This is a genomic window from Plantibacter sp. (assembly GCF_059073635.1).
Map to the genome: position 1 here is coordinate 118,144 of NZ_JCACOF010000001.1, position 20,635 is coordinate 138,778.

22 protein-coding genes and 2 pseudogenes are annotated in these 20,635 nt (G+C 71.7%); 8 read left to right on the forward strand and 16 right to left on the reverse strand.

The window, feature by feature from the left end:
- Nucleotides 1–256 precede the first annotated feature (256 nt).
- Nucleotides 257–397, forward strand: a complete 141-nt coding sequence (locus AC5JOC_RS00540) for a hypothetical protein (RefSeq protein WP_153303386.1) — start codon at nucleotides 257–259, stop codon at nucleotides 395–397.
- 26 nt (nucleotides 398–423) lie between these two features.
- Here AC5JOC_RS00540 and AC5JOC_RS00545 read toward each other — a convergent pair whose 3' ends face one another.
- From AC5JOC_RS00545 to AC5JOC_RS00565, 5 genes are all read right to left on the reverse strand, one after another.
- Entirely contained in the window at nucleotides 424–1,185 is a 762-nt protein-coding gene (locus AC5JOC_RS00545; RefSeq protein ID WP_494244836.1) for a GH25 family lysozyme, read from the reverse strand.
- Between the two features lie 97 nt (nucleotides 1,186–1,282).
- Complete coding sequence (locus AC5JOC_RS00550) at nucleotides 1,283–2,314, reverse strand: sulfate/molybdate ABC transporter ATP-binding protein (RefSeq protein ID WP_494244838.1); 1,032 nt, start codon at nucleotides 2,312–2,314, stop codon at nucleotides 1,283–1,285.
- Complete coding sequence (locus AC5JOC_RS00555; protein ID WP_085512174.1) at nucleotides 2,311–3,078, reverse strand: ABC transporter permease; 768 nt, start codon at nucleotides 3,076–3,078, stop codon at nucleotides 2,311–2,313. Before AC5JOC_RS00555 ends, AC5JOC_RS00550 begins: the two co-directional genes overlap by 4 nt.
- A 52-nt stretch (nucleotides 3,079–3,130) precedes the next feature.
- A complete protein-coding gene (modA, locus tag AC5JOC_RS00560; RefSeq protein WP_494244839.1) occupies nucleotides 3,131–3,946 on the reverse strand; it encodes a molybdate ABC transporter substrate-binding protein in 816 nt (271 codons plus the stop codon).
- Complete coding sequence (locus AC5JOC_RS00565; protein ID WP_411557927.1) at nucleotides 3,943–4,347, reverse strand: TOBE domain-containing protein; 405 nt, start codon at nucleotides 4,345–4,347, stop codon at nucleotides 3,943–3,945. Before AC5JOC_RS00565 ends, modA begins: the two co-directional genes overlap by 4 nt.
- A gap of 125 nt (nucleotides 4,348–4,472) precedes the next feature.
- Here AC5JOC_RS00565 and AC5JOC_RS00570 point away from each other — a divergent pair, with 125 nt between their 5' ends.
- Nucleotides 4,473–5,141, forward strand: a complete 669-nt coding sequence (locus AC5JOC_RS00570; RefSeq protein WP_124768728.1) for an SGNH/GDSL hydrolase family protein — start codon at nucleotides 4,473–4,475, stop codon at nucleotides 5,139–5,141.
- Nucleotides 5,142–5,162: 21 nt separating this feature from the next.
- On the opposite strand, the gene AC5JOC_RS00575 is transcribed toward AC5JOC_RS00570, so the two are convergent.
- From AC5JOC_RS00575 to AC5JOC_RS00585, 3 genes and pseudogenes are all read right to left on the reverse strand, one after another.
- Entirely contained in the window at nucleotides 5,163–6,461 is a 1,299-nt protein-coding gene (locus AC5JOC_RS00575; protein ID WP_494244841.1) for a peptidoglycan DD-metalloendopeptidase family protein, read from the reverse strand.
- Between the two features lie 19 nt (nucleotides 6,462–6,480).
- Entirely contained in the window at nucleotides 6,481–7,146 is a 666-nt protein-coding gene (locus tag AC5JOC_RS00580; protein ID WP_494244843.1) for a phosphopantothenoylcysteine decarboxylase domain-containing protein, read from the reverse strand.
- A 172-nt stretch (nucleotides 7,147–7,318) separates the two neighbouring features.
- Nucleotides 7,319–7,798 (reverse strand): annotated as a pseudogene (locus AC5JOC_RS00585) (flavoprotein); the annotation flags it as partial.
- A gap of 80 nt (nucleotides 7,799–7,878) precedes the next feature.
- Between AC5JOC_RS00585 and AC5JOC_RS00590 the strand changes: the two are divergent.
- From AC5JOC_RS00590 to AC5JOC_RS00600, 3 genes are all read left to right on the forward strand, one after another.
- Nucleotides 7,879–8,628: an NRDE family protein gene (locus tag AC5JOC_RS00590; protein WP_164486923.1), complete on the forward strand. Its 750-nt coding sequence runs from the start codon at nucleotides 7,879–7,881 to the stop codon at nucleotides 8,626–8,628.
- A gap of 99 nt (nucleotides 8,629–8,727) precedes the next feature.
- Nucleotides 8,728–9,633 (forward strand): LysR family transcriptional regulator, encoded by a 906-nt coding sequence (locus tag AC5JOC_RS00595; RefSeq protein WP_124768724.1) that lies wholly within the window; start codon nucleotides 8,728–8,730, stop codon nucleotides 9,631–9,633.
- Between the two features lie 224 nt (nucleotides 9,634–9,857).
- Nucleotides 9,858–10,847 (forward strand): MBL fold metallo-hydrolase, encoded by a 990-nt coding sequence (locus AC5JOC_RS00600; RefSeq protein WP_494244846.1) that lies wholly within the window; start codon nucleotides 9,858–9,860, stop codon nucleotides 10,845–10,847.
- A 9-nt stretch (nucleotides 10,848–10,856) separates the two neighbouring features.
- Here the strand turns inward: AC5JOC_RS00600 and AC5JOC_RS00605 are convergent, their stop codons facing one another.
- The 4 genes from AC5JOC_RS00605 to AC5JOC_RS00620 all read right to left on the reverse strand — a co-directional run bounded on the left by AC5JOC_RS00605 (nucleotide 10,857) and on the right by AC5JOC_RS00620 (nucleotide 13,062).
- Nucleotides 10,857–11,345: a hypothetical protein gene (locus AC5JOC_RS00605; RefSeq protein ID WP_086474566.1), complete on the reverse strand. Its 489-nt coding sequence runs from the start codon at nucleotides 11,343–11,345 to the stop codon at nucleotides 10,857–10,859.
- 124 nt (nucleotides 11,346–11,469) lie between these two features.
- Nucleotides 11,470–11,985, reverse strand: a complete 516-nt coding sequence (locus AC5JOC_RS00610) for a DUF427 domain-containing protein (protein ID WP_079705137.1) — start codon at nucleotides 11,983–11,985, stop codon at nucleotides 11,470–11,472.
- A gap of 40 nt (nucleotides 11,986–12,025) precedes the next feature.
- Nucleotides 12,026–12,454 (reverse strand): hypothetical protein, encoded by a 429-nt coding sequence (locus tag AC5JOC_RS00615; RefSeq protein ID WP_494244848.1) that lies wholly within the window; start codon nucleotides 12,452–12,454, stop codon nucleotides 12,026–12,028.
- Nucleotides 12,451–13,062 (reverse strand): helix-turn-helix domain-containing protein, encoded by a 612-nt coding sequence (locus AC5JOC_RS00620; RefSeq protein WP_079705135.1) that lies wholly within the window; start codon nucleotides 13,060–13,062, stop codon nucleotides 12,451–12,453. Before AC5JOC_RS00620 ends, AC5JOC_RS00615 begins: the two co-directional genes overlap by 4 nt.
- 109 nt (nucleotides 13,063–13,171) lie before the next feature.
- Here AC5JOC_RS00620 and AC5JOC_RS00625 point away from each other — a divergent pair, with 109 nt between their 5' ends.
- The gene (locus AC5JOC_RS00625; protein ID WP_411557919.1) at nucleotides 13,172–14,143 is read left to right on the forward strand and encodes an NAD(P)/FAD-dependent oxidoreductase; all 972 of its coding nucleotides are present in this window, start codon (nucleotides 13,172–13,174) and stop codon (nucleotides 14,141–14,143) included.
- A gap of 91 nt (nucleotides 14,144–14,234) precedes the next feature.
- A complete protein-coding gene (locus tag AC5JOC_RS00630) occupies nucleotides 14,235–14,609 on the forward strand; it encodes an iron chaperone (protein ID WP_124768721.1) in 375 nt (124 codons plus the stop codon).
- 15 nt (nucleotides 14,610–14,624) lie between these two features.
- Here AC5JOC_RS00630 and AC5JOC_RS00635 read toward each other — a convergent pair.
- The 4 genes and pseudogenes from AC5JOC_RS00635 to AC5JOC_RS00650 all read right to left on the reverse strand — a co-directional run bounded on the left by AC5JOC_RS00635 (nucleotide 14,625) and on the right by AC5JOC_RS00650 (nucleotide 18,440).
- Nucleotides 14,625–15,828: pseudogene (locus AC5JOC_RS00635) on the reverse strand (SLC13 family permease).
- 102 nt (nucleotides 15,829–15,930) lie between these two features.
- On the reverse strand, nucleotides 15,931–16,308 hold the full coding sequence (locus tag AC5JOC_RS00640) for a DUF1801 domain-containing protein (protein WP_191940544.1): 378 nt from the start codon (nucleotides 16,306–16,308) through the stop codon (nucleotides 15,931–15,933).
- A 4-nt stretch (nucleotides 16,309–16,312) separates the two neighbouring features.
- Nucleotides 16,313–17,605: a C40 family peptidase gene (locus AC5JOC_RS00645; RefSeq protein WP_249404639.1), complete on the reverse strand. Its 1,293-nt coding sequence runs from the start codon at nucleotides 17,603–17,605 to the stop codon at nucleotides 16,313–16,315.
- A gap of 349 nt (nucleotides 17,606–17,954) precedes the next feature.
- Nucleotides 17,955–18,440, reverse strand: a complete 486-nt coding sequence (locus tag AC5JOC_RS00650; protein ID WP_197977384.1) for a MarR family winged helix-turn-helix transcriptional regulator — start codon at nucleotides 18,438–18,440, stop codon at nucleotides 17,955–17,957.
- Between the two features lie 486 nt (nucleotides 18,441–18,926).
- Between AC5JOC_RS00650 and AC5JOC_RS00655 the strand changes: the two genes are divergently transcribed.
- Nucleotides 18,927–20,459: a sugar transferase gene (locus AC5JOC_RS00655; protein ID WP_494244852.1), complete on the forward strand. Its 1,533-nt coding sequence runs from the start codon at nucleotides 18,927–18,929 to the stop codon at nucleotides 20,457–20,459.
- Nucleotides 20,460–20,635 lie beyond the last annotated feature (176 nt).

Below are 20,635 nucleotides of genomic sequence, written 5' to 3' on the forward strand. Positions count from 1 at the left end.
CCGGCCACCATCGGCTCGGTCGCCCACGAAGCGCTCGGCGCGCACGGGTTCACCCGCTTCGAGCAGCTCACGCGGGTCTCCCCCGCCGCCCTGCTCCGCATCCACGGCGTCGGCCCGAAGGCCGTCGACATCCTGACCGAAGAACTCACAGCCCGCTCACTCGCCTTCGCCTCCTGAGAGCGATGGTGGTCGGCCAGCGCCCGGCATCGGCACGCAACCCCATTGCCCAGCGCGACACCCGTCGTATCGTGGTCGTATGAGCAAGCACGCAGCGAACGACGACAACCTCCCCGAGGACCACGAGACCACCGAGGACTCCATCGAGCAGGAGGTCGACGGCGAGGACACGTTCCTCCCCGTCGCCGAGCCGACCACCGGTCCCGCTCCCGCCCCGTAACCCCGACGCGCCTCCGGGGCCGCGGATCAGGGGCCGACGAGGGCCTGGAGGTCGCGCAGGGAGCCGTCGAAGACGTTCACGTCGATGAACTCCTCCTTGCCGACGTACCCGGGCAGCCGTTCCCGGCTGGTGTACTGCCAGAGGTCCCACGCCCGCCCGTCCGACAGGACCGGCGGCGTGACGACCGAGCGGATCCACATCGGGTTCCGCTCGTACGAGCCCGCGAGGAACGCGTCGTAGTACCGCATGGTGGCGTAGATGATCGGCGGCCGACCGTAGTGCTCCTCGAGTGCCGCGAGGAGCGGATCGAGTACGGCGGCGACCCGCTCCGCACTCGGTGGCGTCCGGCAGTAGTCGGCATAGCACTCGAGATCGATGGTGATCGGGAGAGCGCCCGCCGTGACCGGCACGGTGTCGAAGATGTTCTGCGCCTGCGTCTCGGCAGGGCTGTCGAAACTCAGGAAGTGGTACGCCCCGATCAGCAAGCCGGTCTCGTCGGCCGCTCGTTGCGCGCCCGCCCAGTTCGCGGCGAACCGTTCGTCCTGATCACCGGATCCCTCGGTCGCCTTCATGATCGCGAAGTCGATGGGCTGCGCCGCGAGGACGTCCCAGTCGATCTCGCCCTGGTACGAGGAGACGTCGACACCGCGCACCGCGTACGAGGCGGCCAGGATCGCGTTCGGCCGCACCAGCCCCATGGCGACGAGCACCGCGCAGATCCCGCCGATCGCGAGCGTGCCGGCGGCCCCGACGACGATCGGCCACCAGCGTCTCCAGAATCGGCTCATCGACTCACTCTGTCACGTCCCGGCCGTGTCCCGGTGCAGGACGCCTCAGCGCGGGTAGAGGACGGCTGCCCGCGGGTCGACCACGAAGTCGACGACGTCACCCGTCGACCAGCCCGCGGCCGCGAACTGCTGCACGGCGACGTCGGCGGTGATGACCGCCGAGCGGACCCGGACGACGTCGCCCCTGCGGTTCGAGGTCGGTGATCGTCGCCCGGAGGGCGCCTGACGCAGTCGGGCCGCCAGACCCGCCAGCCTCGCGGACCTCGACGCGGGACGGTCGGAACGCGCAGGCGACGGCGACCCCGGCCGGGATCGGGTCGGCCTCCGCGGAGGGGTCGACCTCGACCGCGACCTCCGCTCCGTCCGGCAGACGGAGCCCGCGTGCCGTGCGGACGCCCGTCAGCAGTTCGAGTCCCGCGAGGTCCGCGGTGAACGCCGTCCGCGGCCGTTCGAGCACCTCCGCCGTCGGCCCCTGCTCGACGATGCGCCCGGCGTCCAGGACGATCACCCGGTCCGCGAGCGTGTACGCGTCGAGCACCTCGTGCGTCACGAGCACGGTCGTCCGCCCACGCAACTGCTCACGGAGCATGCGGCGCAGGTGGGGCGCGACCGTCGCGTCGAGCGCGGCCATCGGTTCGTCGAGGAGGAGGAGGGCCGGGTCCGGGGCCAGCGCGCGGGCGAGTGCCACCCGCTGCGCCTGGCCGCCGGACAACTCGGCGGGGCGGCGCCTCTCGAGCTCGGACGCCTCGACCTCCGCGAGCCGTCGTCGGGCGATGTCCCGAGCCTCGCCGCGTGACGCACCGGCGACCAGCGGGCCATAGGCGACGTTGTCGAGCACGGAGCGGTGCGGGAAGAGCAGTGCTTCCTGGGCCAGGAGCGAGATCCCCCGCCGGTGCGGCGGCGACCACTGGTCCCGACCCGGTCCACCGACCGCGAAGAGCTCGCGACCGGCGAGGGTCGCGTGACCCGTGTCCGGACGCAGGAGCCCGGCGAGGACGGCGAGCAGCGTCGACTTGCCGGCGCCGTTGGGTCCGAGCACGGCGACGGTCTCCCCCGCGGCGAGGTCCACGGCGAGCTCCCAGTCGCGTTCACGCAGCGTCGCTCGGAACGCCAGGGCCGCCCCGGTCATCGAACCACTCCGGCGACGGTCCGTCCACGGCGGATCGACCCCTGCGCCCCAGCGACGCCGACGACGAGCACGGCCACGACGACGAGGACGAGCGACAGTGCGACAGCGGCGTCGGGATCCGTCTCGCGCTGCAGGTAGATCTCGAGCGGCAGCGTCCGGGTGACCCCCTGGAGGCTGCCCGCGAAGGTGAGGGTCGCCCCGAACTCGCCGAGGGCCCGCGCGAACGAGAGGATCGCGCCCGACACGACGGCGGGCGCGAGGAGCGGCAGCGTGACGGTGCGGAAGACGGTGGTGGGACGAGCACCGAGTGTCGCGGCGACGGCCTCGTACCGCGAGCCGGTCGTGCGGATCGCCCCCTCCAGGCTCAGCACGAGGAACGGCAGGGCGACGAAGGTCTGGGCGAGGACGACGGCGGTCGTGGAGAACGCGATGTCGATCCCGGCGTCCGCGAGTGCCGGCCCGAGCAGGCCGAGCCGGCCGAAGGTGTAGAGCAGGGCGATCCCGCCGACGACGGGCGGGAGCACGAGCGGGAGGAGGACGAGCGACCGCAGCAGACGCTGCCCCGGGAACCGGGTGCGCGCGAGGACGAGGGCGAGCGGCACGCCGAACACGATGCAGAGGGCCGTCGCGAGTGACGACGTCCGCAGACTCAGCCCGAGCGCCGCGACCGACGACTCCGAGGTGACGAGTGCACCGAAGTCCGCCCAGTCCACGCGCAGGACGATCGCGACGAGCGGCAGCAGGACGAACGCCGCGCCGACCATGGCGACGACGATGATCCAGCGGGGCACCCCCGAGCCGAGTCCTCTCACGGGGTCACGGTGCGCCGAAGCCGGCGTCGGCGAGCACCCGCTGTCCCTCGGCGCTCACGACGTAGGCCGCGAAGGCCGCCGCGACGGCGGGGTTCGCGCTCCCTGCGAGCGGCGCGATCGGGTAGGTGTTGACGGCCTTCGACGACTCCGGGAAGGTGATGCCCTGCACGGCGTCGCCGGCCGCGATGACGTCGGTCACGTAGACGAGCCCGGCATCGGCCTCGCCCGAGGTCACCTTGCCGAGGACGTCGGTGACCGACGACTCCTCGCTGACCGGGCTCAGCGCGACACCCGTGGCGTCCTCGACGGCGACGGTGGCCGCTCCACAAGGGACCTGCGGCGCGCACACGACCGTCTTGACGCCCGGACGGGCGAGATCGGCGAAGGTCTCCACGCCGGCGGGGTTCGACGGGGGCACGGCGATCTGCAGGACGTTGGTCGCGAAGTCGACCGGGTCGCCCTCGACGAGGTCGGCATCGGTCAGCTTCGCCATGTTCTTCTCGTCCGCGGAGGCGAACACGTCTCCGGGAGCACCGTTCGTGAGCTGCGTGACGAGGTCGGAGGAGCCGGCGAAGGTCAGCTCGACGGTCGTACCGGGGTGCGCCTCCTCGAAGTCCTCCGCGAGCGCGGTGAAGGTCGTCTTGAGCGAAGCCGCCGCGTAGACCGTGATGGAGCCGCTGAGCTCGTCCGACGTGGCCGAGGCGGTGGGTGTCGGCGTCGCGGCGGGGGCGGCGCACGCGGAGGCTGCGAGCAGGACGCCGGTGCCGAGGGCAAGTGCGCTGAGCAGTCGGAAGGACCGACGGGGTGCGGTGCGGTTCATGAGCTCGCCTTCGGGGTCTCGATGAGGACCGTCGTGGCCTTCACGACGGCGATGGCCGTGGAGCCGAGTTCGAGGCCGAGTTCACGCACGGCCTCACTGCTCATGAGCGACACCACGCGATGCGGGCCGCACTGCAGTTCCACCTGCGCCATGACCGTGTCCATCGTGATGTCGGTGACGATGCCGACGAAGCGGTTGCGTGCCGAGCGTCCGATCTCCGAGGGGTCGACGGGGAGGACGGCGTTCTCCCGGGCCAGCCGAGCGAGCGACAGGCCGTCGACGACGCCACGGCCTGCGTCGTCCTTCGCGCTGACGAGCGCGCCCTGGTCGATCCAGCGACGGACGGTGTCGTCGCTGACCCCGAGGAACAGGGCGGCGTCTCGGATACGGATCTGCGGCATGGAGTCAGGCTAGTGCACGCATTCGCGTTGACACGACCTAGCTGTAACCGCATTCGCGCTTCGGGTCGTCGGCGGCCGACCGGCGCTTCGACCCTCCGCGACGCCCACCGCTCCGAAGCATCCCTATGAGATCACGACTGCTCGCCGCCGTCACCCTGCTCGCCCTCGCCACCGGCCTCACCGCCTGCGCGTCCCCCGGCTCGGGGACCGGCGGCGCCCCGGGCGACGGACCGCTCGTCGCGTTCTACGGCGATTCGTACACCCTCGGCACCGGAGCGAGCGACCCGGCCAACCGCTGGTCCACCGTCGTCAGCGAGGAACGCGGCTGGCGGGAGTTCAACCCCAGCGTCAACGGCCTCGGGTTCGTGAACCACCGCGACCGCTTCGGCGACGGCAGCGGCGACCTGCCCTCCCTCATCATCGCCGAGCAGCCCGACATCGTCTTCGTCACGATGGGGCTCAACGACGCGTTCAGCTTCGACGATGCCGCCGACCGGATCCACGAGCAGATCACGACGGACCTGCAGCGCCTCCGCGACGCGCTCCCGGAGGCCCGCTTCATCGTCGTCGAACCGTTCTGGTACACCGACGAGCGTCCGCAGTCGATCGAGACGATCATCGGCTGGGTGGACGACGCCGCGCAGGAGATCGACGCCGACACCATCCCCGGGGCGTCGCACTGGATCGAGGGGCACCCGGAGTGGATGGCCGCGGACGGCCTCCACCCGAACGACGAGGGATACGCGGAGATGGCTCGCCGGATGGATGCCGAGCTCGAGCGCCTCGGACTCTGACGCCCCGGTGTCCGTCGCCGCTCAGCCCAGGCGGATGCCCCGGTCCGCCATGAACGGGACGGCATCGACGCGCGAGCCGCCGATCCTGACCTCGAAGTGCACGTGGCATCCGGTCGAGGCACCCGTCGTCCCGACGAGCGAGATGTTCTGACCGGCGGACACCCACTGCCCCTCGCCGACGAGGATGCTGCTGTTGTGCGCGTACCCGGTCATGACGCCGCCACCGTGGTCGACGAGGACCCAGTTGCCGTAGGTGCCGAGCCAGCCGGCGTAGACCACGGTGCCGGCGTTCGCGGCGTAGACCGCTCGCCCGCAACCCGCTCCGATGTCGGTGCCCGAGTGGAACGGGTTGACGCCGGGCACGGGGCGACCGGGTCGCGGTCCGTAGTTGTCGGTGATCCGGCCGGAGATCGGCAGGGCCCACCCCTGGCTCCCGACGGCACCCGAAGCACCGCCGCCTCCGCCGCCGCCGCCACCTCCGCCACCGCCCGCGTTCGCAGCGGCCTCGGCAGCCGCGCGTGCAGCCTCAGCCGCAGCCGCCGCGGCTGCAGCAGCGGCGGCCGCAGCCGCCTTCACTTCCTCGCCCTTGCGGTAGTCGGCCTCGGTGGCTGCGCGGTTCTCCTTGAGGACCACGAGCTGGGCCTCGAGCGTCGCGAGGTACTCCTGCTGCTCGGACACGGCGGTCTCGGCGTCGGCACGGGCTGCGACCGCATCTCCGAGCGCGGTCTCGGCTGCCGCGGCGAGCTCGCCGAGGGCGGCCTCGGCGATGGTCGCCTGCTCGGTGAGGAGCGACGCCGTGTTCGCATCGGTCCTCGCCCGGTCGTAGGTGCCGTCCGTGGACTCGCTGAGCTTCGTGATCGTGCTCAAGCGCCCGAGGAGCGACTCCGGCTCCTGGCCGTCGAGGAATGCGGCGGTACTGAGGTCGACGTTCCCCGACCGCAACCACGCGGCGACGAGCGCGCCGGCCTGGCGTTTGGAGGCCTGCGCCGCGGTCGTCGCGGCGACGGCCTGCTCACGGAGCGAGACGGCACGGTAGCTCGCCTCGTCGACGGCCAGCTGAGCGGCCTCGTACTCGTCGGCACGGAGGACGGCCTCAGCTTCGGCGAGCGCCGCAGCGGTCTTCAGCTGCTGGACGAGCCCTTCGATCTGACCGATGGTCGACTGCTTCGAGGATTCGCTCGAGCGGGCCGCCTCGACGTCCTCCCAGCTGGGGTACTCCGCAGCTGCGGCCGGCTGTGCGAGACCCATCGAGAGGACGATGACTCCGGCGAGGGCCGCGGCGATGGAGGCGCGACGGCGCGCGGGACGGAGGCGTGGCATGGTGCCATCGTGGCAGTGGTCAGCCCCGTTCGGGGGGAGGCTCGCCCGCCTGGGAACGAACCGGCTCCGCCCGGTGGGCGAGCACGAGGTCGAGGAGCCGGTCGGCGATGCTGCGCTTCGAGCCGGTCGCCTCACCGACCACCTCGCCGGCGCCGTCGATCACGACGACGTCGTTGTCGGGCGTGCCGAAGCCGTTCGTCCACCCCACGCGATTGAGCACGAGGAGGTCGGCGCCCTTGCGTGCCGCCTTGGCCCGGCCGAGGGCCAGCAACTCCTCGCGGTCGGTGGCGGTCTCCGCGGCGAACCCGACGACCATCCGTCCCGGCACCCGGGCCGCGGAGAGTCCGGCGAGCACGTCGGGGTTGCGGACGAGTCGCAGGGTGAGCTCGTCGCCGGTGTCGTCCTTCTTGATCTTCCGTTCGGCGATCTCGGCGGCGCGGTAGTCCGCCACGGCGGCCGCCATGACCACGAGCGTCGCGTGGGCCGCCGCGTCTTCCATGGCCGCTGCGAGTTCCGCTGCGGTGCCGACCGGGACGACCCGCAGACCGTCGACCGCATCCGCTTCGGCCGCGACATCGGAGTCCAGGTGCGCCGCGACGAGCACCACCTCGGCTCCGCGCTCGGCGGCGGCCTGCGCGATGGCCAGCCCCTGCCGACCGCTCGACCGGTTCCCGAGGAACCGCACCGGGTCGAGCGGCTCGCGGGTGCCGCCGGCCGAGACGACGACGCGCTCGGCCCGCAGGTCGTCCGGGTGCGCGTCCGCTCCACCGGCTGCGTCCGGCGAGCAGCGCCAAGCCGGCGGCCACGATGTCGTCGGGTTCGCTCATGCGTCCCGGCCCCGTGTCGCCGCCGGTCAGCGCGCCGTGCGCCGGCCCGATGACGGCCACCCCGCGCGATCGCAGGAGGGCGACGTTCGCGGTCGTCGCCGGGTGCTGCCACATCTCGGTGTGCATCGCCGGCGCCAGCAGGACCGGCGCCCGGCTGGCCAGGATGGTGGTGCCGAGGAGGTCGTCGGAGAGTCCCGCCGCGAGTTTCGCGAGGGTGTTGGCCGTCGTCGGCGCGACGACGATGAGCTCCGCGCGCTGCCCGAGGGCGACGTGCCGGACTTCGGCGACGCCGTCGTACAGCGAGGTCGTGACGGGGTTCCGGCTGATCGCCTCGAGGGTCGGCAGGCCGACGAACCGGAGGGCGCTCTCGGTCGGCACGACGTGGACGTCGAAGCCCGCGAGCACGAACCCGCGGACGACGCCGACCGCCTTGTACGCGGCGATCCCGCCCGTGATCCCGACGACGACCGTGCGCCCCGCCGCCTCCCGCGATGCGTCCTGCACGCCCATGCCGCCTCCTCGCTTCCGGCGCTCCCGCGCCGGGTCCTCGTCTAGTCTGTCCTAGTCCGGCCGGCCGAGGAGGAACCAGCGTGTGCACCGTCATCATCGACTTCGAGCCGGGGCGCGCGTGGCCGATCGCCGTGCTCGGGCTGCGAGACGAACAGCCGGGGCGTGCCTGGGACCCACCAGGCGCGTGGTGGCCCGGACTCGGTGACAGCGTCCGCGGCATCCACGACCGCGAAGCGGGCGGCGCGTGGCTGGCGACGAACGACGGCGCCCCGGGCGGCCCCCGGGCGGCGGTGGTCCTCAACCGACGCGAGGACCTCGACATGCCCGCCGCCGGGTGGACCTCGCGGGGCGTGCTGCCGCTGGAAGCCGTCACGACCGGCGTCGACCCGGACGACGCCCGCAGCGCCAGGTCCTGGAACCTCGTGGAGCTGCGTCCTGACCGCGTCACCGTCACGAGCTGGGACGGCACCTCACCCCGGTCCATCGACGTCGAACCCGGTCTCCACCTCGTGACGCACGAGGGCCCCGACCACCTCGACGTCCCACGGGTCCACCGGTGGCGGCCGGCCTTCCTCGACGTCCCGTCGCCCATCGGGCCGTTGGACGGTGCGACGGCCGCGTCCTGGGAGCCGTGGTTGCGCACGTTGCGCTCCACGACGACCGTCCGCGCCGATGCCGACGAGGCGATCGTCCGCATCGACGACCACGACGGCCTGCGTCTCGCCTCGCTCTCGGTGACGGCGCTCTCGCTCGGCCCCGACGGTGCGGTGCTCCGGAACGCCCGACTCGCCGAGCCCGGCCATCTGCCGGAAGAGCTCGTCTGGGAGTGACCAGGACGGCGACGGTCGGCACCCGCCGGGAGCCACGGGACCCGGATCGGACTGCCACCCGTGTGGAGGGCGCCCTGGCGCGCTCGATACTGTTGCAGCATGGCCCTGAACCCCGTGCGACTGCGACTGCTCGAGGCGTTCGACCGCCTCGGTACGATCCGCGCCGTCGGCCGTGAGCTCGACCTCAGCCCCTCGACCGTCTCGCAGCAGCTCTCCGTGCTCGAGGCCGAGACCGGCGCCGCGCTCCTGGAACGACGCGGCCGGACGCTCACCCTGACGCCGACGGGTGCGCTGCTCGTCGAGCGCGCTCGGGCCCTGCTCGCGCAGATGGACGCCATCGAGGTCGAACTGGCCGAGGTCGAGTCCGAGCCGTCCGGTCGGTTCCGCATCGCCGGGTTCGCGAGCGTCATCGCCCCGATCCTCATCCCCGCCGCGCGCTCCCTCGCGCGGCAGTACCCGCGCCTCGAGGTCGAACTCATCGAGGTCGAACCGCACGAGAGCACCACCGCCGTCCAGCGGGGCAGCTGCGACGTCGTGATCACCGTCGATCAGGAGGACGGGTTCCTCCTCGACCCCTCAGTGCACAGCGTGCCGCTCACCACCGACCCGCTCCTGCTCATCGCGCCGCTCGACCACCGACTGGCCGCGCAGGATCAGGTCACCTTCAGTGAGCTGCAGACGGAGTCGTGGGCCCTCGACGCACCGGGCACCTACCTCGGCGAACTCGTCCCGCTGATCTGTCGTCGCGCGGGGTTCGAGCCGAGGGTGGCCGGACGGTTCACGAGTTACGAGGTCGTCATCGACCACGTGGCCGCCGGGCTGTCGATCGCCGTGCTCCCGGACATCGCGATCGGCTCGCGGACGGACGTCGTGCGGAAGCCCATCGCCGGGATGAGCGAGCGGAAGATCGTCGCGACGGCGCGGAAGGGCTCACTGCAGCGTTCGGCCGTCGCGGCAGCGCTCGCAGCCGTCCAACGGGCCACGGACGAGGCCGTCGCCCGCTGAGCCGCCGCGGAACCGGCCGAGCCTCCCTGCGGGGAGGATCAGCCGTGGTAGCCCGACTTGGCCATGGCGACGAGCGCCCCGACCAGGCCGATGCCGCCGAAGACGGTGATGAAGGCGATCACGCCGATGAGGATGTCGTTGACGGTCATGCACCCATCGTACTGAACCCGACGGGCCCCACGACTAGGGTTGGTCCGTCCCCCGACACCACCCGGAGCAGCACCATGATCACCTCATCGAGCGAATCCCAGGCTGCCGCCTTCCGCGACGGCCGGATCCCTGCGACGGAGCACCTCGACGCCGACACGGTCGTCATCGCCGTCCCGACCGGCGACCCCGGCAATCCCTTCACCCTCTGCTCGGTGCTCTTCGGCACCGACGGTCGTGCGATCGTCGTCGACCCCGGAACCGACACCCCCGAGGGCCGCGAGCACCTGTTGCGGGAGCTCCGCGGCATCGGGGTGACGACGCTCACCGGCGTCGTCGTGACCCACCTGCACCCGGATCACCTGGGGCTCGCCGGCATGCTCCGCGACGAGCTCGCCGCACCGGTCCTCATGCACCGCCTCGAGGACGAGGCGGCGGGCTCGACCCCGCCGGGCCCGGCCGACCTCGCTGCGGCACTGGACGAGTGGGGTGTCCCGGCGGACGACACGACCGTGCGCCCCTGGGCCACTGGTGCGACGGCACCCGCCGGGCACCTCGGCGACACCCGTGCGGACCGGACGCTCGAGGACGGCGACCTGCTGACGCTCCCCGGTCGCTCGATCAGGGTCCTGCACACCCCCGGCCATACGACGGGCCACCTCACCCTGCGCGATGAGGACCGCGGCTACCTGTTCACGGGCGACCACGTGCTGCCGACGATCTTCTCCGGCCTCGGCCTCGGGGCGCACACCTCGGAGAACCCGGTGACGGCCTATCTGTCATCACTCGACCGCGTCCGCGGATACGACGGCGATCAGGTGGTCCCCGGACACGGCTTCCGGTTCACGGGACTCGCGGACCGCTGCGACGAGCTGGCCGCCCACCATCTGCGGCGAGCCGACGAGGTGCGCGCCGTCCTTCTGGACGACCCCGACGCGAGCGTGTGGACCATCGCCTCCCGCATCGGCTGGTCGGCCGGATGGGACGCGCTGACGGGTCTCCTCCGCGTCTCGGCCCTCACGCAGACCGACTGGCACCGGGCGCGCCTTCAGCAGCTCGCCGGCTGACCGTCCGCGCTACCGGCTGAGGCCGGCCCACCCGGCTCGACGACGCGCCAGCGCCCGTTCGAAGGCGTAGAGCCCACCGCCGGCCGCCACCCCGGCGGCGAGCACCGCGAACACGACGACCCCGATCGTCGAGGCGAGTCCGATGGGTGCGGCGATGAGGCCGCCGACGATCAGGACGAGGAAGGCCGCACCACCACCGGCGATCCAGGCCCGGTGGACCGGGCCCCGCTCGCCCCAGTGGTCGAGGATGCCGAGCGCCAGCAGCGCGCCGACCGCCCCGACGGCGGCGAGCATCCCTCCGACGAGTCCACCGACGAGGACGGCGATCCCGCCGAGATCGGCCGGATGCACCGAGACGGTCCCGACCGTCCCGAAGAGCTCTGCACCGGCCGCGAGGGCCGCTCCGGCGACCGCTCCGACGCTGACGGCGAGGCCGAACAGCGGGACGACACGGAGGAGGGACCAACCCGGGTCCGCTGCTTCATCGAACACGTCCATGGCTTCGACCGCCTCCTGCGCGCCTCGTCGTCGACGGCGCTTGGCGCTCAGCGTGGCACGTGGGTGCGTGGTGCTCCAGGGCGTTGCGCGCGGAGGAGGAGCGGGTGTAAGGCTGCGGCGTCTGCTACCAGCCGCGCGTGCCCGGGGCGCCCTTGAACGGCCCGACGATGCCCGGCGTGATCCATCCGCCGTAGAAGTCGCCCTCCTGCGCCTGCACCGGCACGCCGTCGACCTCGCAGGCGTCCATGCGTCCCGGATAGACGGCGATCATGCCGAACAGCGGCGCGTATCCCGGGCGTGGATCGGGGTAGGTCCACGCGGCGGCACCGGCGACCGCGTCGCCCACCCGCACGTCGAGGTAGTGGGCCTCGCCCTTGAACTCGCACATGGTCGTCCCGTCGACCGGCACCAGGACCCCCGGCGAGAAGTCCGCCGCCGGGACGTAGTACACCGGCGGGTGGCTCGTCTCCAGGACCCGGACCGCGGCCGTCGACTCCGCGATGACCGTGCCGCCGAACCGGATCACGACGCGCTCGTCGCGCGGCTCGACCCGCGGCGGACGCGGGTACTCCCAGACGGACTCCTCACCGGGTCCGGGCTGGACGGGCAGGGGGCGGCGGAATCGCGAGGAGTCGGGCATCTCCCCATGCTGCCCGGTCCACCTGAGCGACGACCGCGAATCAGGCGCGCCGGCCCACGGTCCGGAGCGCGAGCCAGAGCAACCAGGCACCCGCCGCCGCATACCCGATCAGTAGCAGCACGACGGCCGTCGACCCGAGGTCGTAGACGACGGGGAGCACCGGGGAGCCACCGACGCCGGCGTCCGTCGACTTCCCGTTCGCGGTCAGGAGGGCCAGGACGAGCAGCACCGCGGCGCTCGCGAGGATCGGTCCGCCGGTGGCCCAGACCTTCTGCTTGGTCGTCCAGGCGCGCGACCGCCACAGCATGACCATGCCGGCGACCCAGCCGACGAACGGCACGACGAGCCCTCCGAGCATCACGAACAGGGCTGCCGTGATCGCGAACCCGCGGCGTTCGAGGACCTGCTCCGCGAACGGCCGGCCGTCCTCGGGTGGGCGGGCACCCTCCTCGTCATCGTGTCCGATCATGCGCTCCTCCTCGTCGACGTCGCGCGGACGTGCATCCGTTCACCCTGCTTGCCGAACAGGCTGAGGAACTCCACCGCTGCGGCCTCGGCCCGGCCGAACCAGTGCGGGACGCGGGTGTCGAACTCGGCGACCTCTCCCGCGGTGAGCACGATGTCCTGGTCGCCGAGGAGGAGCCGCAACCGACCGTTGAGGACGTAGAGCCACTCGTAGCCCTCGTGGACCTTCTGCGTCTCGGGCGTCTGCGGGCCGTCGCCGCCGTGGATGATGCTCTTGAACGCGTGGAGGCCGCCCGATCGACGCGTCAGCGGCACGATCGTCTGGCCGTACCGCTGGACGGGCTTCAGGTGGACGCGGGGATCACCCGTCTGCGGAGCGCCGACGAGGTCGTCCAGAGGCACCTGGTGCGCCTTGGCGAGCGGCAGGAGCAGCTCGAGGTTCGGTCGGCGCTGGCCGGACTCGAGCCGGGAGAGCGTGGAGACCGAGATGCCCGTCTCAGCCGACAGGGCGGCGAGGGTGGTGCCGCGATGCTGCCGGATGGCTCGCAGCCTCGGCCCGACGGCATCCAGGACGCCGTCGATGGACCGTTGCTCGTCGTGTGCATGCGCCATGGGTCGATTCTCGCTCGCACGTTGCCGCTTCGGCAAGTCTTCTTGCCACTTCGGCACCGGTCGGCGCACCCTGGACACCTCCCAGCACGTCGACCGAACGGAACGATCCATGAGCACCCCCGTCACCCCAGCACCCACCACCGACCTCGTCGACGCCGTCATCGTCGGCGGGGGCGCCGCCGGGCTCAGCGCAGCCATCATGCTCGGACGATCACGACGGTCCGTGATCGTCGTCGACGGCGGCGAGCCCCGGAACGCGCCCGCCGACGGCGTCCACGGTTTCCTGACCCGAGAGGGCACCCCGCCTCGCGAGCTCCTGCGCCTCGGCCGCGCGGAGGTGGCGTCGTACGGCGTCCGCGTCGTCGACGGTCAGGTCGTCGATGCGAGGCGTGACGATGACGGATTCACCCTGACGACGGCGGACGGCGCGATCGTCCGAGGTCGCCGCCTCCTCATCGCCACCGGCACCGCCGACGAGCTCCCGTCCATCCCCGGCCTCTGGGAGCGGTTCGGCCGCGACGCCCTCCACTGCCCCTACTGCCACGGCTGGGAGGTCCAGGACCGCGTGATCGGTGTCCTCGGCACGAACGCGGAGGCCGCAGCCCACCAGGCGCAGCTGTTCCGGCAGCTGAGCGACCGGGTCGTCGTGCTCCGCAACACCGCGGGCGCCTTCACGGCGGAGCAGGAGGCGGCGTTCGCGGCGCGGGGCATCGAGGTGGTCGACGGCGTCGTGGAGCGGCTCGAGATCGCCGACGACCGGCTCGTCGGCGTGCGACTGGACGACGGCCGCACCGTCCCCGTCGAGGCGCTGGCCGTCGCCCCGGTCAACCGAGTGCGCGCCGAGGCGTTCACCGGTCTCGGGCTCCACACGCGACCGCACCCGCGTGGGGCCGAGTTCGGCGACGCGATCGGCGTCGACGAACTGGGCGCCACCTCGGTGCCGGGTGTCTGGGCGGCCGGAGACGTCACCAACCTGCGTACCCAGGTCCTGCAGGCGGCGGCCGCCGGATCGATGGCAGGTGCGATCATGAACGCCGACCTCGTCCAGGAGGACGTGCGCCGCGCCCTCGCGAAGCGGTAGAACCACCACTGTCGCGCGAGACGCGGACATGGGACGATGACGGCACGGGGGCAGGGGCTCCCGTGCCGTCTCCGTTCCGACGAGGAGAGACATGCCGGGTGCACCCACCACGATCGACGACTACCTCGCCGCGCAACCCACCGACGCCGCGGACGCCATCGAGGAGATCCGACTCCGCGTCCACCGCATCGTGCCTGGAGTCACCGAGGCCATCCGCTACGGCATGCCGACGTTCATGCTCGACGACCGCTACCTGCTCTACCTCGGCGCCTGGAAGCACCACATCGCCCTGTACTCGATCCCCCCGTTCGACGGCCCCCTCCAGAACGCCGTCGCCGACTACCGGGCCGCGAAGGACACGCTGCAGTTCCCGTTCAGCCGGCCGATCCCCTTCGAGCTCATCGACCGGATCGTCACGGAGCTGTTGGAGCGGCGTCGGGCGGCCGACGCACGCCACGAGCACTGAGGGCGGCGTGGGAAGTCACGGGAGCATCGCGCCGGCACCGTGGGCCAGCCAGAGCCCGACGGTGGCGAGGGCGACCGTCAGCGGGGCGACCACGAAGCCGAGCGCGATGAACCGGCCCCAACCGAACTCGACGTCCGCCGCGGTGAGCCGCGCGTGCCAGAGCAGCGTCGCGAGCGCCGCCCACGGGGTGATGAGCGCGCCCGCGTTCACGCCGATGAGCAGTGCCGCGAAGCGCACGGGGTCGCCGGCCACCGGCTCGAGGGCCAGGTACGCCGGGAGGTTGTCGACGAGGTTGGCGCTCGCCATGCCGACCCCCGCCAGCTGCAGGAGCGCCAGGAGCGAGTCGCCGGTCCCCGCGATGGACGCGAGCGCCCGCGCGAGCCCGAGGGCGTGAGCCGCCTCCACCACGAGGAACAGTCCTGAGGCGAGCAGGACGAGCTGCCACGGGACGAGGGCCGGACGGAGCGCCGCCGGGACGCCGGATGAGGAAGACGACCACGAGGATCACCGCCGCACCGAGCGCCGACATCCACACCGGGATGCCGGACACCAGCAGCGGCAGGAGCACGAGCACGACGAGCCCGGACGTCCACAGCAGCACCCGGTCGTCGTCCTGCGCCTCCACGTCCACCGTGTAGGCACCGGCGAGCTGACGGCGGTACACGATCGCGAGGACCACGCACGGGACCACGACCGCGATGATCGCGGGGACGACCATGAGCGCTGCGAATCCGCCAGGGCCGAGCGGACCGCCACCCGAGGCCGTGGCGGCCTCGTCGATCGCGTGCTCCGCGAGGAGGTTGGTGAGGTTCGACACCGGCAGCAGCAGCGACGCCGTGCACGCCAGCCAGACGGTGGTCAGGGCGAACGGCACCGGCGACAGCCCGGCGTGCCTCGCGAGCGTGATGACGACCGGCGTCAGGAGGACGGCCGTGGTGTCGAGCGAGAGGAAGACGGTGCTGAGCGTGGCCAGCGCGACGACGAGCACCCACAGCAACCAGGTGCTCCCCCGGCCCCAGCGCACGAGCCGCGAGGCGACGAGGGTGAACAGGCCGGCGTCCGCAGCGAGTTCGGCGACGACGGTGATCGCGACGACGAACAGGAGGATCGGCCAGACGCGGTCGGCGATGCCGAGGGCCTCCGGGGCGGGGAGGACACCGGTGAGGATCGCGATCGTCCCGATGACGAGCAGCACGAGGCCGAGCACGGCACTGCGCACGAGGCCTCCTTCACCGCCGGTCCGTCGGTGCGCTGTCGCCCGCTCGGCAGTCGATCATACGACGGCTCGCCGACCGCGTGCTCCCGCGCTCGTCGACGGGTGTCAGGCCCGCACCCAGCGCCCGATGAGTTCGAGCAGGGCGGGCTCGGCGTCGGCCGCCGCATCGATGGTCGAGAAGGTGACGACACCGCGGTCCGGCGCCGCCCACACCACGAGACCGGAGGGGTCGTCGAACCGGAAGGCGTCGGTGTCGTCCCGCTGATGCACACCCCGGTGCAGGATGATCCGGATGCGGTTCGCCGGGTGCAGGGCGAAGGTGACGCGGTCCTCGCCGTCGTAGACGAAGCTCGGCGCCTTCCACTTGAGGTGCTCCGAGATGCCCTCGTCCGAGGCCATGATCGCCTCGCGCAGACGGACGACCGCCGGCTTCAGCTGGTGCGTCAGGGAGGCGAGGTAGGCGTCGACCTCGGCGGAGCTCATGGGGTCAACCCGTCGGGCGACCGACGTAGGGTGCGACGTCGCCGGATCCCCAGATACCGCCGACCCGGGTGCCGGCCCGCTCGTTGGCCGCTTCGACGATCTGGCCGTTCCCGAGGTAGATGGCGACGTGGTAGTAGTCGTAGCCGCTCGACCAGAAGATGAGGTCGCCACGCTGCTTCTGGCTGTAGGGCACGAGGCGTCCCTGCGACTGCATCGTGTAGTACTGGTTCGTCGCGGAGTGCGTCCCGATGCCGCTGCCGTAGGCCGCGCGGGTGAGGCCCGAGCAGTCCCAGACGTTCGGACCGGAACCGCCGAGCTGGTAGCCCTTGCCGACCTGGGCGAGCGCGAAGGCGATCGCCGACTCGACGCCGGCGGAGTCCGGAGGTGCGACCGCGCCGCCGCCACCACCGCTGGACGCGCCGCCGCCACCGCTCGATCCACCGCCGCCGGACGAACCGCCGGACGAAGCAGGAGGGGTGTTGGCCGCGGCAGCAGCAGCCGCTGCTGCCGCCGCTTCCGCCGCCTGGCGAGCGGACTCACCGGCCGCGTACCCGCGCTCGGTCTCGGCGGTGGTGTTCTTCAGGGAGGCGAGCTGCGCGTAGAGCTGGTCGGCCTGCTGCTCCTGGGCCGCAACCGCTGCGGATGCCGCCGCCGAGGCGCTCTCCGCCTCGTCGTACTTCGTCTGTGCTTCGCCCTCGAGGCGTTCGCGTTCCGTCTTCGCCACCTCCGCCTGGTCGGTCAGGCCGCTCGCCGCGTTGCGGTCGGTCACCGCCTCGGCGTAGCTCGCGGCGTTCCGTTCGCCCAGCTTGTCCATGACGGACAGCCGGGAGAGCAGGTCGTCGGACTTCCCAGCGCCGAGGACGAGGTCGAGCGAGACGTCGCCACCGCCGCCACGCGACAGCTGCGCGATGAGCGCACCGGCGCGCTGCTTCGAGACCTTGGCGGCGGCCGCAGCGGCCTCGGCCTGCTCGCGCAGCGCCGACTCGCGGGCGGTCGCCTCGGTCACGGCGTCCTGCGCCTGACGATAGGCCTCGGCGGCGATCTGCGCCGTGCGGAACGCGGCGTCGGACTGCTCCTGCAGCGAGGTGATGAGTGCAGTGATGTTCGTGATCTCGGCGGCCTTCGCGGACTCGCTCGACTTGGCCGCTTCGACATCGGCCCAGCTCGGATAGTCGTCCGCGTGGGCGGGCAGGGCACCGACGGTGAGTGACGCCGTGACGACGCCGACGGAGAGGGCCATCGCCAGCCAGGGACGGCGGCGGCCGTACTGCGCACCGGGCGTTCGTGCGGGGGTCATCATTCTCCAGTCCGACGACACGATCACGGCGACCTCGGCGGGTCGCGGCCGTCATCCTGTCACAACAGTCACAATAGAAACTTTGATCACACTAGCCACTCTCGTCCCGGAGCACCAGCTCGAATCCCCCCGGACGGGGCACGGGCGCGCCTGGGTGTGCCCCGAACGGTCACCCGAAGTGCCGCCCCGGCCGGACGCCCTCGCATCATGAAGGTTCCTCGTGGGCGCTTCGACAAGCTCAGCGACCGGGAGAGGTGCACCCGGACCTGGAACGGTCTCTGAGCCCGTCGAAGGACAGCCCCGGGGGGGCACGCTCAGTCGACCGGGGAACGTCGGCCCAGCGGGCAGGTCAGGCGGGTTCGACGTCCTCGGGCGACCAACGGGCGGACTCGCCCGAACGGATGATCGCGAGCAGCTGCGACCGCAGCGCCGACTCGTCGGGCAGCTCCGGGAAGACGTCGGCCTCGAGCCGGTGTGCCGCCAGCCAGGCCTCGTCACCCGCTGGTGTCCGGCTCACCACGTGACGACGACGGTCGTCGGCCGCCGCGATCCGCTCGATGTGGCCGGCCCGCTCGAGTCGGTCGAGCGTGCGTGACATCGTCTGGTTCTGCACGCGGGCTCGTCGGGCGAGCTCCTTCTGACTGGCGGGGCCGCTGTCGAGCAGGTGCAGCACGATGAGACCGGCGTGGGTCACCCCGATGCCGTCCAGGGCCTGTTGCCAGGTGTGCTCGATCAGTCGTGACGCCGTGGACAGGAGGCGCCCGGTGGGCCAATCGGCCATGGGATCGCGGGCGGCGTCGGCGATCACGCCATCGGTCGCGCGCGCTCCATCCATGGCACCAATGTAGTCGCTGAGCCTACGGCCGAGCCGCCACCCACGACCGGTGTGACGTCGGCAGTGGGTGCTGTCCCCCACCGGGCGGCGACGAGAGCGACCGACGAGGTCCGTCGTCATCTCGGCCGATGACGACGGAATCGCGCGTCGAAGGACCCCCACACCCCCAGCATTGGGGGCGGCGACCCCCCTGGAGTGGGGGATCCGCCGATGACCCCCGCTTCCTACAGTTGAGGGATATCCAAGGGGGACGCTCATCTCGACCGGTTTCACCGGTCGGTCGTGGGCACACGAGCGACGTCGCGTTCTCCGCGGGCGGCCCGAACCGCCCTTGCGCATCGCGCACCCGAACCGCACCCGAACCCCACAAGTGGATAGCAACCCAATGACGACGTACCCGAACCGCCGTCGGTCCTCCCGACAGATCCGTCCGCGCACCCGAAGCGCGGCGTTCGCCCAGTTCCGCTCCGAGGGGTCGACCCGAGCATGAGCGCCGACGTGAACGACAACGCCTTCCCGATCACGGGACCCATCGCGCTCGTCCGACGCCGAGCTGCTGCGCTCGGCGCGGAGTCCTCCACCGTCGCGGTCAAGTCCATGACGCAGCGCGAGTGGTCGAAGCGCTACCGTCGCTGGCTCATCCTCACCGACAGCGTCATCGCACTCTTCGCCGTCTCGGCCGCCTTCGTCGTGCGGTTCGGCGACGACCCGGTCGGCCCCGAGGCCCAGCAGCTCTACATCCTGCTGTCTGGCGTCATCGTGCTCGTGTGGCTCGCCTTCCTCGGCTTCACCAGGACCCGGGACAGCCGCATCATCGGTTCCGGTGTCGCCGAGTACAAGCGCGTCGTCAACGCCAGCGCGTTCGCCTTCGGCATCCTCGCCATCGTCTTCCTGATCCTGAAGATCGACATCGCCCGGGGCTACTTCATCCTCGCGCTCCCCGCGGGGACACTCGCGCTCCTCGCTTCCCGCTGGATGTGGCGCAGATGGCTGCTCAGCCGTCGTCGCGTCGGTGAGTACACCGCACGGACGGTCGTCGTCGGCCGGCGTGACGACGTCGCGTACGTCCTCGAACAGGTCGCCAAGCAGCACAGCATGAGCTACACCGTCGTCGGTGCGGCCGTGGTCGACCAGGAGACGGCCGAGCCGTTCTCGAGCCGGGGAACCTCGGTGCCGGTCATCGCGCACATCGACGGCGTCGCCCAGGCCGCCGCGAACCTCACCGCCGACGCGGTCATCATCGCCGGCCCCGTCGACGGCGGCAGCGACTACGTCCGCCGACTCGGGTGGGACCTCGAGGGAACGGCGACCGAGCTCGTGCTCGCGGCCCGACTCACCGACGTGGCCGGGCCCCGCATCCACTTCCGCCCGGTGGAGGAGCTGCCGCTCATCCACGTGGAGATCCCGCAGTTCGAGGGCGGTCACCACATCATGAAGCGCGCACTCGACATCGGGCTCACGAGCCTCGGGATCCTCCTCATCTCGCCAGTGCTGGCCCTCGTCGCCCTCGCCGTCAGGCTCGACAGCCCGGGCCCGGTCCTCTTCCGGCAGGAACGCGTCGGCAGGAACGGTGAGCGCTTCACGATGTTCAAGTTCCGGTCCATGGTCACCGACGCCGAAGCCGCCCTCCCCGCCCTCATGGCGCAGAGCGAGGGCAACGGCGTGCTCTTCAAGATGAAGAACGACCCGCGCGTCACGCGCGTCGGTCGCATCCTGCGCAAGTACTCCCTCGACGAGTTGCCTCAGCTGTGGAACATCCTCACCGGCGACATGAGTCTCGTCGGGCCCCGGCCGCCGCTGGCGAGCGAGGTCGCCGAGTACGAGAAGGACGTCCACCGGCGTCTGCACATCAAGCCAGGCCTCACCGGCATGTGGCAGGTCTCCGGACGTTCCGACCTGACGTGGGAGGAGAGCGTCCGCCTGGACCTCTACTACGTCGAGAACTGGTCCATCACGGGCGACCTGATGATCATGTGGCAGACCGTCAAGGTCGTGCTCAAACCGGTCGGCGCGTACTGATGTCAGGACTTCTGTCGGTGATGCCCCCAAAGCGAGGGGTGTCCTGCGAAAAGAGGACAAATCCCCTTCCAGAGGGGGCAACACTTCGATACAGTCGTCTTCACCACCGCGAACTGGTGGGCTCTCCCGGCACCCGAACCCGCCGAGCCCCACCCGGTCAATGAAGCCATTCGCGC